This is a genomic window from Streptomyces sp. NPDC057302 (assembly GCF_042667685.1).
GTDB lineage: Bacteria > Actinomycetota > Actinomycetes > Streptomycetales > Streptomycetaceae > Streptomyces.
The window spans coordinates 229,671-241,297 of record NZ_JBHUZJ010000001.1; the positions used below are offsets into that span (position 1 = coordinate 229,671).

Annotated in this window: 2 protein-coding genes; both read left to right on the forward strand. The window is 73.5% G+C overall.

The window, feature by feature from the left end; all coding sequences use genetic code 11:
• Positions 1 to 12: 12 nt before the first annotated feature.
• The gene (locus ACFUPX_RS00990; RefSeq protein ID WP_383313709.1) at positions 13 to 6,996 is read left to right on the forward strand and encodes an amino acid adenylation domain-containing protein; all 6,984 of its coding nucleotides are present in this window, start codon (positions 13 to 15) and stop codon (positions 6,994 to 6,996) included.
• A complete protein-coding gene (locus ACFUPX_RS00995; RefSeq protein ID WP_383313711.1) occupies positions 6,993 to 11,615 on the forward strand; it encodes an amino acid adenylation domain-containing protein in 4,623 nt (1,540 codons plus the stop codon). The genes ACFUPX_RS00990 and ACFUPX_RS00995 overlap by 4 nt, the downstream gene beginning before the upstream one ends.
• The last annotated feature ends 12 nt before the right edge of the window (positions 11,616 to 11,627 follow it).

Below are 11,627 nucleotides of genomic sequence, written 5' to 3' on the forward strand. Positions count from 1 at the left end.
GAGTCGTCGTTGGTGACGGAGCTGATCGCCGCACGGGTGGAGTCGTCGCCCGGCGCGGTGGCGGTAGAGGGCGAACGGACGCTGTCGTACGGGGAGTTGTGGGCGCAGTCGGGTCAGTGGGCGGCCTATCTGGCCGGGCTCGGTGTGGGCCGTGGCGACCGCGTCGCGGTGGTGATGGAGCGGTCGCCGGACCTGGTGGCGCTGCTCCTGGGCGTGTGGCGGGCGGGCGCGGCCCACGTCCCCGTCGACGCGGGCTCGCCGCCGGAGCGCATCGCCTTCGTCATCGGGGACTCGGCTCCGGCGCTGGTGCTGTGCACCGCGGACAGCCGGGGTACGGTGCCGCGGAACGCCGTGGTGCGGGAGGTGGACGACCCGCGTGTGCGCGCCGCGCTGGCCGCCCACGAGGGCAGGGGCGTCCACCTGCCGGTGGACGGGCAGGACGTGGCGTACGTGATGTACACCTCGGGTTCGACCGGGGTGCCCAAAGGCGTCGCGGTGCCGCACGCAGGCGTGGCGGCGCTGGTGGGGGAGCGTGGCTGGGCGGTGGGCCCGGCGGACGTGGTCCTGATGCACGCCCCGCACGCCTTCGACGTCACGCTGTTCGAACTGTGGGTGCCGCTCGCCGCCGGTGCCCGCGTGGTGATCGCCGAGCCGGGCGCGGTGGACGGCCGCCAGGTGCGCGAGCACGTCGAGGGCGGTGTGACGGCCGTCCACGTGACCGCGGGTTCGTTCCGCGTCATGGCCGAGGAGACGCCGGACTGCTTCACCGGCCTACGTGAGGTGCTCACCGGCGGGGACGTGGTCCCGCCCGCCTCGGTGGCCCGCGTGCGCGAGGCCTGCCCGGACGTGCGGGTCCGGCATCTGTACGGGCCGACCGAGGTGACGCTGTGCGCGACCTGGCACGTGCTGCGGCCGGGCGAGGACGGGGGTTCCGTACTCCCGATCGGGCACCCGCTGCCCCGCCGAGGTGCCTTCGTCCTGGACGAGGCGCTCCGGCCGCCGCCCGCCGGCACGGTCGGGGAGCTGTACGTGACGGGGCCGAGCCTGGCGCGCGGCTACTGGGACCGGGCCGGCCAGACCGCGGAGCGCTTCGTGGCCTGCCCGTACGCGCCGGGAGAGCGGATGTACCGCACCGGCGACCTGGTGCGCGAGCGCGAGGACGGCGCGCTCCTCTTCGTCGGCCGCGCGGACAGCCAGGTCAAACTGCGGGGATTCCGGGTCGAGTTGGGCGAGGTGGAAGCCGCTCTGGCCGCCCACCCGGCCGTGGCCCAGGCGGTGGCCGTCGCCCGCGAGGACCGGCGGGGCGAGCGCCGCCTGGTCGGCTACGTCGTGCCCGAGGAGCCGGACGGCCTCGACCCCCGGGCCGTCCGCGACAGCCTCGCAAGGACACTGCCCGAGTACATGGTCCCCGCGGCGGTACTGGCCCTCGCCGCCCTCCCCGTGACCCGCAACGGCAAGGTCGACCGCGCCGCCCTGCCCGTCCCCGACTTCGCCGCGAAGGTCACCGGACACGCACCGCGTACCGAGGTCGAAGCCGTCCTGTGCGCCCTGATGGCGGAGCTGCTCGGCCTGGAACGCGTCGGCGCCAAGGACAGCTTCTTCGAGCTGGGCGGCGACTCGATCATGTCGATGCAACTGGCCGCCCGCGCCCGGCGCGCGGACCTGTTCTTCAGGGCGGAGGACGTCTTCGAGCACGCGACACCGACGGCCCTTGCGGCGTTCGCCCGGTCCGGTTCCGGGGAGCGCTCCGGTGAGCTCGGGGAGCCCGGTGAGCGGACGGGGGCAACCGCTCCCGGCCGCCGCCGTCAGGCCGGTTCGCTCATGGGCGACCTCCGCGAGAGCGAGGCCGACCGGCTACGGGCCGCGGTGCTGCCCGGCGGCATGGTGGACGTATGGCCGCTGTCGCCGCTGCAGGAAGGCTTGCTCTTCCACGCCACCTTCGACGACGACGGCCCGGACGTGTACGCGAGCCAGCGGACGCTGGCACTGGACGGCCCCCTCGACGCGGACCGCCTGCGGACGTCGTGGCGGACGCTGCTCGACCGGCACGCCGTGCTGCGCGCGAGCTTCCATCAGCGCGACTCGGGTCAGCCGGTGCAAGTCGTCGCGACCGGCGTCGAGTTGCCGTGGCGCGAGGTGGATCTCTCGGAGCTCCCGGCGGACGGCGTGCCCGCCGAGGTGGCACGCCTCGCCCATGCCGAGCGGGCCGAGAAGTTCGACCTGCGGGCGGCGCCGCTGCTGCGACTGCTGCTGATACGCCTCGGCGACGGCAGGCACCGCCAGATCGTCACCGTCCACCACTCCCTGGTGGACGGCTGGTCCACCGACGTCGTCTTCGCGGAGCTTTCCGAGGTGTACGCGGCGGGCGGCGACGGCCGGCAGCTGCCCGCGACGACGTCGTACCGGACGTACCTGGACTGGCTCGACCGGCAGGACAAGGAAGCGGCGCGCGAGGCCTGGCGCGCGGAGTTCGCCGGGGCGGACGAGCCGACGCTGGTGGCGCCCGACGAGCAGGGCGGGGCGCAGGTCGTCCCTGAACCGGTGCCGTTCGAGCTGACCGAGGAACTCACCCGCGGCGTCGCGGAGTTGGCGCGCTCGCAAGGGGTGACCGTCAACACGGTCGTGCAGGGCGCCTGGGCCCAGGTCCTCGCCCGGCTCGTGGGGCGCACGGACGTGGTGTTCGGCACCCCGGTGGCGGGCCGTCCCGCGGAGCTGCCGGGGGTCGAGACGGCGGTCGGCCTGTTCATCAACACCGTGCCCGTACGGGTGAGCATCGCGGCGGACCAGTCGGTCGCCGGGATGCTCGGGGACCTGCGGGCGCGACAGGTCGGGCTGATGTCACGGCAGCACCTGGGACTCCGCGAGATACGTCAACTGGCGGGGTCCGGCGCGGTGTTCGACACGCTCGTCGTATTCGAGAACCTGCCCCGGTCGCGCGAGGGGGCGGGCGCCGGCGCGGAGCTGGCCATCCGCCCCGTCGGGGAGCCCGAGGACAGGGGCCACTACCCGCTGGCGCTCATCGTGGTCCCGGACGCCCGGCTGCGCGGGCTCCTCGTGCACCGCCCGGACGTGGTGGGACGCGACCGTGCCCAGGCCGTGATCTCCTCGCTGGTCCGCGTCATCGAGCAGATGGTGGCGGATCCTTCGTCGCCGGTGGGGCGGCTCGACACCCTTACCGAGGCCGAACGCGCTCTCGTGAATCAGGCGGAACGTGCGCTCGTGACCGAGGCGGAACGCGCGCTCGCGACCGAGGCCGAGCGCACCCTCACGGCCGAGGCCGAGCGCACTCTCCCGGCCGAGGCTGAGCGCACTCTCACGGCCGAGGCCAGGCGCCCGCTCGTGGCGCGGGAACGGCACACGTCGGCGCAGGCGGCTGCCCCGCCCGACGCGCCCGACGCGACGGCACCGGACCTCTTCGCCCGGCAGGCCGCGGCCACGCCCACCGCCGTGGCGCTGGTCGACGGCGAGCGTTCGCTGACGTACCGCGAACTGGCCGCCCGAGCCGGACGTCTGGCGCGCTGCTTGACGGACAGGGGAGTGGGCCCCGAGACGCGGGTGGCCGTCATGGCGGACCGCTCGGCGGAGCTGGTGACCGCCCTCCTCGCGGTGGCGACGGCCGGCGGTGTCTACGTACCCGTGGACCCGGGACTGCCCCCGGCGCGGCTCCGCATGCTCCTGGACGACGTGGCGCCGCCGGTCCTGGTCTGCGTGCAGCGGTCGCGTGAGGCGGTACCGGAGGAGTTCACCGGCCAACTACTACTCCTGGACGACCCGTTGACCGTCCGGACCATGGCCTCGTACGCGGACGGCCCGATGGTGGACACGGAGCGGCGCGCACCGCTGACCGCCTCCAACGCGGCGTACGTGATCTACACGTCCGGGTCGACCGGCACCCCCAAAGGCGCGGTCGTCCCCCACCGGGGCCTGCGCAACCTCGTCGCCGACCGCGTCACGCGCTACCGGATCGACGAGGACAGCGCGGTGCTCCAACTCGTCTCGCCGAGCTTCGACGTCTCCATGTCGGACATCTGGCCGGTGCTGTGCGCGGGCGGCCGGCTGATCCTCGCGCCGCCCGCCCGGCGCCACGCGACCGGTGAGGAACTGGTCCGCCTGATGCGCACGGAGCGGGTGACGCACGTCGCGATGACACCGACGCTCCTGGCGCAACTGCCGCCGGAGGAACTGCCCGCGCTGCGCGTCCTGGTCATCGGCGGAGAACCCGTCTCCGACGAACTGCGCGCCCAGTGGTCGGTGAACCGGGAGATCTACAGCGAGTACGGGGTCACCGAGGCGACCGTGGCCTCCACGGTGAGCCGCCCGCTCGGCGCACACGACGAGCCGTCGATAGGCCGCCCGGTCGCCAACACCTCCGCCCATGTGCTGGACGCGTTCCTGCGGCCGGTGCCCGCCGACACGGTCGGCGAGCTGTATGTGGCGGGCGCGGGCCTTGCCCGCGGCTATCTGCGGCGGACGAGACTGACGGCGCGGCGCTTCGTGGCCAGCCCGTTCGCGCGCGGCGAGCGGATGTACAGGACCGGCGACCTGGTACGCCGCACGGGCGCCGGTGACCTCGTCTACGCGGGCCGGGCCGACGCACAGGTGAAGGTGCGCGGATTCAGGGTGGAGCTGGGCGAGATCGAGGCGGCCCTTGCGGGGCATCCCGCCGTCGACCGGGCCGTGGTGATCCTCCGCCAGGACCGGCGGGGGGAGCACCGCCTGGTCGGCTATGTGGTCGGTACTGATGCGCGTGACGAGGCTCCACCAGAGGCCCGAACCGGCGCCCGCGGCGGTGATCGCCCCGACCACCGGCTCGCCCCGCAGCTCCTGGACGGGCCATCGGTACGCGCGTACGCCGCCCAGGCGCTGCCGGAGTACATGGTGCCCGCGGCGGTCCTCGCCCTCGACACCCTGCCCGTCACCCCGAACGGCAAGGTCGACGTCCCCGCGCTGCCCGCGCCCGACTTCGCCGACCACGTGTCCGGCCGGACCCCTGAGGGCGAGGCGGAGGAGATCCTCTGCGCTCTGTTCGCCGAGGTCCTCGGCCTTGAGCGGGTCGGCGCCGACGACAACTTCTTCCGGCTCGGCGGCGATTCGATCAGCTCGATGCAGCTCGTGAGCCGCGCCCGCCGGACGGGCGCCCTCTTCAGCGCCCAGGACGTGTTCGAGCACGGGTCACCGGAAAGCCTCGCGCGGGTGGTCAAGCTCGGTGCGGGGCGCGAGTCCGGACCGGACGTGGGCGAGGGGGAGGTGACCCGGACACCCGTGATGCGGGCCCTGGGCGAGCGGGCCCTCGGCGGCGGGTTCACCCAGTGGGTGGTGATGGGCACGCCCGCGGGCCTCGGGAGCGAAGCCCTGGCGTCAGGAATGGGAGCGGTACTCGACACACACGACATGCTGCGCGCCCGTGCGGTGGCCGATGGAGACGCAGGGCGCAGCTTGGTCGTGGCCGGCACTGACGCGGGGCGCAGCTTGGTCGTGGCCGACGGCGACGCAGAGGCCCGTCTCTCGGTGAACGGCGGCGATGCAGGCGCCCGTCTCGTGGTGAACGATGGCGATGCGGGGGCCCGTCTCTCGGCGAACGGCGGCGACGCAGGGACCCGTCTCGTGGCGAACGACGGCGACGCAGGGACCCGTCTCGTGGCGAACGACGGCGGCATAGGGACCCGGCGCGTGGCGAAAGACGCGGACACGGGACCCCGCCTCATGGTGGGCGAGCGCGGATCCGTGGACGCCGCCCGCATCATCACCCGGGTCGACGCGGCGAAGGTCCCGGCTGATGGCCTGGACGGGCTCGCGGGCCGTGCCGCGCGGGAGGCGGTCCTGCGCCTCGATCCCTTCTCCGGAGTGATGGTGCAGGCGGTGTGGCTCGACGCGGGACCGGCGAGGACCGGCCGACTGGTCCTGGTGGTCCACCACTTGGCGGTGGACGGGGTCTCGTGGCGGATCCTGGTCCCGGACCTGCGGGCCGCGTGCGAGGCGGCGGCAGCCGGGCGGCGGCCGGGGCTCGACCCGGTCGGTACGTCCTTCAGGCGCTGGTCCAGGCTCCTGGTCGAGGAAGCGGCCGGAAGCAACCGCCTCGCGGAACTCGACGCATGGAAGGATCTCCTAGGCGACCGCCCTGAACCCCCGCTCGGCCACCGGCCGTTGGACCCGGCACGGGACACGGCGGCAGGCATGCGCCAGCGGTCCTGGACGGTCCCGCCCCGGCAGGCGGCCACCCTCGCGGGAGCGACACCGGCGCTCTTCCACTGCGGTGTGCACGAGGTACTCCTCGCCACACTGGCCGGAGCCGTCGTCCAGGGCAGGCGCGGCACTCACCGCACGGTCCTGATCGACGTCGAGGGACATGGACGCAAGCCGGTCCAGGACGCCGATCTGCTGCGCACCGTCGGGTGGTTCACCAGCGTGCATCCCATCCGCCTCGACCTGTCCGGTATCGACGCGACGGGCACGGCAGCCGGTGTTCCGGACGTCGGCTCGCTCCTGAAGACCGTCAAGGAACAGGCACGCGCGGTGCCCGGCGACGGACTCGGATACGGCTTGCTGCGCCACCTCAACCCCGATACCGGCCCGGTGCTCGCCGCGCTGCCCGGCCCGCAGATCGGCTTCAACTACATGGGCCGCTTCCCCGCGGTCGGCGGAACAGGCGCCGTGGAGCCCTGGCAGATGGCCGGCGAAGAGGCCGTCGGAAGCTCCACGGCGGCCGCTATGCCGGCGACACACACCCTCGAAGCCGGTGCGACCATCCGCGACGGAGCCGAAGGACCCGAGCTGACCGTCTCGCTGAGCTGGCACGGCGCGCTCCTCGACGAGGCGGTGGCCGAGCGCGTCGGCCGCCACTGGCTCGACCTCCTCGCGGGCCTGGCCGCCCACACCACGGACCCGGCGGCGGGCGGCCACACCCCGTCCGACTTCCCCCTCATCGAGCTCGCCCAGGACGAGGTCGAGCAGTTCGAAGCGATAGCGGCAGAGCTCGAAGGAGGGCGTTCGCTGTGAAGACTCCAACCCCCGCCACGGGGCACTCACCCGCCGCCCACCGGCCGGCTCCCCAGGCCAAGGGTTCCGCGCTCGCGGAGGTCTGGCCGCTCTCGCCCCTGCAGGAAGGGCTCCTGTTCCACGCCGACTTCAACGGCCAGGGACCCGACGTCTACACCGTGCAGAACATCCTGGCGGTGGAAGGACCCATGGACGCCGGCCGCTTCCGCGCCTCCTGGGAAGCGCTGCTGACCCGGCACGCGGCGCTGCGGGCGAGCTTTCAGCGGCGCAAGACGGGCGAGGCGGTGCAGCTCATCACCCGCGAGGTCGTCCTGCCGTGGAGCGAGGCCGACGTCTCGCACCTCACCGAGGCCGAAGCGGCGGCCGAGACGGAGCGCCTGGCCACGCGCGAACGCGCGGACAGGATCGACCCGGCGGTGGCGCCCCTGATGCGCCTGCTCCTGATCCGCGTCGGCGAACGCAGTCACCGCCTGGTGATGACGAGCCACCACATCCTCATGGACGGCTGGTCGGCCCCGCTCCTGCTCAACGAGCTCACCGCGATCCACGCGGCGGGCGGCGACGCGTCGGGACTCGCGCCCGCGACGTCCTACCGGGACTACCTGGCCTGGCTCTCCCGCCAGGACAAGGAAGCCGCACGCTCCGCCTGGAAGGCGGAGCTGGCCGGAGCGGATGAACCGACGCAGGCCGTAGCCCCCACGACCCCGGCACACGGCGACACACCCCCGAAGAAACGCTCCTGCCACCTCTCCCGGGAGACAACCGGGGCGCTCACCGCGCTGGCCCGCGCCCACGGCCTGACGGTGAACACCGTCGTGCAGGGCGCCTGGGCGCTGCTGCTCGCGCGTCTCGCAGGGCGTACGGACGTGGTGTTCGGGGCGACGGTGGCGGGACGCCCTCCGGAGCTGCCGGGCGCCGATTCCATGATCGGCCTTTTCATCAACACCCTGCCGGTGCGGGTCCGCCTCGACGGTTCGCAGCCGCTGCTCGACATGCTCCGGGAGCTCCAGGACCGCCAGTCCGCACTCCTCGCCCACCAGCACCTGGGCCTCTCGGAGATCCAGCAACTCGCAGGCCCGGGAGCGGGTTTCGACACACTCCTGGTGTACGAGAACTACCCTCGGCCGCCCGGAGAGGTGACCGCACCCGACGCGCTCTCCATCACCACGGTGGAGTCCCGCCAGGCGACCCACTACCCGCTGTCGATCGGCATCGCCCCCGGCGAACGTCTCCGGGTGGACGTCACCTACCGACCCGACCTGGTCGACGAAGCGGTCGGCGAGCCGCTGGCCGGGCTGCTGACCGGGGTCCTTGAACGGATGGTGGCGGATCCGTCGGCGCCGGTGGGGCGCGTCGGTGTGGCGGGCACGCTGCTCGCGCCCACGGCCCTCGGGGCGTCTCCCGAGGTTGAGTCGGTGCCGGGGCTGATCGCTCGACGGGTGGCGGAGACACCGGACGCCCCGGCCGTCGTCCAGGGCGAACGGAGCCTCTCGTACGGGGAGTTGTGGGGCCGGGCGGGCCGCTGGGCGGCGCACCTGACCTCACTCGGCGTACGGAGGGGCGATCGTGTCGCGGTGGTGATGGAGCGGTCGCCGGATTTGCCTGCGCTGCTTGTGGGGGTTTGGCGGGCTGGTGCTGCTTATGTGCCGGTGGATGTTGGTTGGCCGGTGGAGCGGGTGGCGTTCGTGTTGGGGGATGCGGGTCCGGCGGTGGTGGTGTGTGCGTCGGGGAGTCGGGCTGTGGTGCCGGAGGGCTTCGGTGGGCGGCTGGTGGTGGCGGATGACCCGCAGGTCACGCAGGCGCTGGCCGCAGTTGAGTACGGGGAGCCTGTTGCGTCCGTGGCGGCGCATGACGTGGCGTACGTGATGTACACGTCGGGCTCGACGGGCGTGCCCAAGGGTGTGGCCGTGCCGCACGAAAGCGTCGCGGCGTTGGTGGGGGAGCGTGGCTGGTCGGTGGGCCAGGAGGACGCGGTGCTGATGCATGCCCCGCACGCTTTCGACGTATCGCTGTTCGAGCTGTGGGTTCCGCTGGCTGCTGGTGGGCGTGTGGTGATGGCAGGTTCCGGTGTCGTCGATGCCCAGCAGCTGCGCGAGCACGTGAAGGCCGGTGTGACGGCGGTGCATCTGACCGCCGGATCGTTCCGCGTCATCGCCGAAGAGTCCCCGGAGTCCCTCGTGGGACTGCGCGAAGTCCTGACCGGCGGAGACGTGGTCCCGGCCGCTTCGGTGGCCAGGGTCCGGCGGGCATGCCCCGAGATGACCGTGCGCCACATGTACGGCCCGACGGAGACGACGCTCTGCGCGACCTGGCACGTACTGGAGCCGGGCGCCGAGACGGACTCCGTGCTCCCGATCGGGCGGCCCCTGCCCCACCGGCAGGCCTTCGTCCTGGACGCCTTCCTCCAGCCTTCGCCGCCCGGCGTGACCGGTGAACTGTACGTAGCGGGGGCCGGGTTGGCGCAGGGCTACTGGAACAGCCCCGGTCCGACCGCCGACCGCTTCGTGGCGTGCCCGTACGCACCCGGCGGGCGGATGTACCGCACCGGCGACCTGGTGCGCCGCACCGAATCCGGCGAGCTCCTGTTCGTCGGCCGCGCGGATGCCCAGGTCAAGATCCGCGGCTTCCGCGTGGAGCTCGGCGAGGTGGAGGCCGCCCTGGCCGCCCATCCCTCCGTGGCCCAGGCGGTCGTCGTCGCCCGCGACGACGGCCCCGGCGAGCGCCGCCTGGTCGGCTACGTGGTCCCCGAGGGCGCGCAGGCCATCGACCCCCGACTCGTACGCGACGAGGCCGCCCGAGTGCTGCCCGACTACATGGTCCCCGGCGTCGTACTCGTCCTGGACGCCCTGCCCGTGACCCGCAACGGCAAGGTCGACCGGGCGGCGCTGCCCGCGCCCGACTTCGCGGAACGTGTGTCAGGCCGTGCGCCCCGGACCGAGGCGGAGGAGACGCTGTGCGGCCTGTTCGCCGAGGTGCTCGGCCTGGAGCGGGTCGGCGTCGAGGACAGTTTCTTCGAGCTCGGCGGCGACTCGATCATGTCGATGCAGCTGGCGGCACGCGCCCGCCGCGCGAACCTGCTCTTCAAGGCGCAGGACGTCTTCGAGCACGAGACGCCCGCCGGTCTCGCCGCCGTCGGCCGACCAGCGGGCGAGGCGTCGGCGCCGCCGGACGTGGGCGTGGGCGAGGTGCCCTGGACGCCCGTGATGCGGGAGCTCGGCGAGCGTGCCGCGAGCCCGAAGTTCGCCCAGTGGATGATCGTCGGCGCTCCGTCCGGCCTCGAACGGCCCGTCCTGACAGCCGCGTTGAGCGCGGTCGTCGACACCCATGACGTACTGCGCGCCGTGGTGGCCGGGGGCGACGAGGGGCCGCGGCTGCTGGTCCGCGAGCAGGGCTCGGTGGACGCCGGGGCGCTGATCACCCGCGTGAACGCGACGTACGCCGTCGCCGGCACCCTCGACGACATCGCGGACGAGGCGGCCCAGGAGGCAGCGGAACGTCTCGACCCCTCGGCGGGCGTGATGCTTCAGGTGGCGTGGGTGGACGCCGGTCCCGGCCGGGTCGGACGGCTGGCCTTCGTGGTGCATCACCTGGCGGTCGACGGGGTCTCGTGGCGGATCCTGGTCCCGGACCTGAAGGCCGCGTGCGAGGCGGTGGCGGCCGGCCAGGAGCCGCGGCTCGACCCGGTGGGCACCTCCTTCCGGCACTGGTCGCGCCTGCTGGTCCAGCAGGCCGCGGGGGATGCGCGGGTAGCTGAACTGCCGCAGTGGTCCGCCCTGTTGGGGCAGGCTGAACCCCCGCTCGGGAAACGGGAGTTGGACCCGTCCCTAGACACCGCGGCCACCCTGCGCCGCCGCTCGTGGGCCGTGCCGACCCAGCAGGCCGAAACGCTGACGAGCCGGACGCCGACGGTCTTCCACTGCGGTGTGCACGAGGTGCTCCTGTCCGGCCTGGCGGCAGCCATCGCCCACTGGCGGCAGGAGACCGCCCCCGGGGTCCTGCTGGACGTCGAGGGACACGGCCGGGCGCCGGTCGACGGCGTGGACCTGTCGCGCACGGTCGGCTGGTTCACCAACGTGCACCCGGTGCGTCTGGATCTCGACGGTGTGGACGTGGGTGAGGTGGCGGCCGGTGGTCCGGCGGCCGGTGCGCTGCTGAAGACGGTGAAGGAGCAGGTGCGGGCGGTACCGGGCGACGGGCTCGGCTTCGGTCTCCTGCGCCACCTCAACCCCGACACGGCACCGGCCCTGGCGGCCCTGCCGCGCCCGCAGATCGGCTTCAACTACCTGGGCCGGTTCACCGCCGACGCGTCGAACGCCACGATCGGCGGCTCCCTCGACCCGGCCATGCCCGCCACCCACACGATCGAGGCGGGCGCGGTCATCGTCGAATCGGCCGCGGGACCCAAGCTGACCCTCACCCTGAGCTGGGCCGCCGCGCTCCTCGACGAGTCGGCCACGGAACGCCTCGGCCTGCTCTGGCTCGACCTGCTCGGCGGTCTGGCCGCCCACACCACCGATCCCGCCGCCGGCGGACACACGTCCTCCGACTTCCCGCTCCTGGACCTCGCACAGGACGAGGTCGACGAGCTCGAAGCCGGTTTCGCCGACGAGATCCCGTAGCCGTCATGTCTC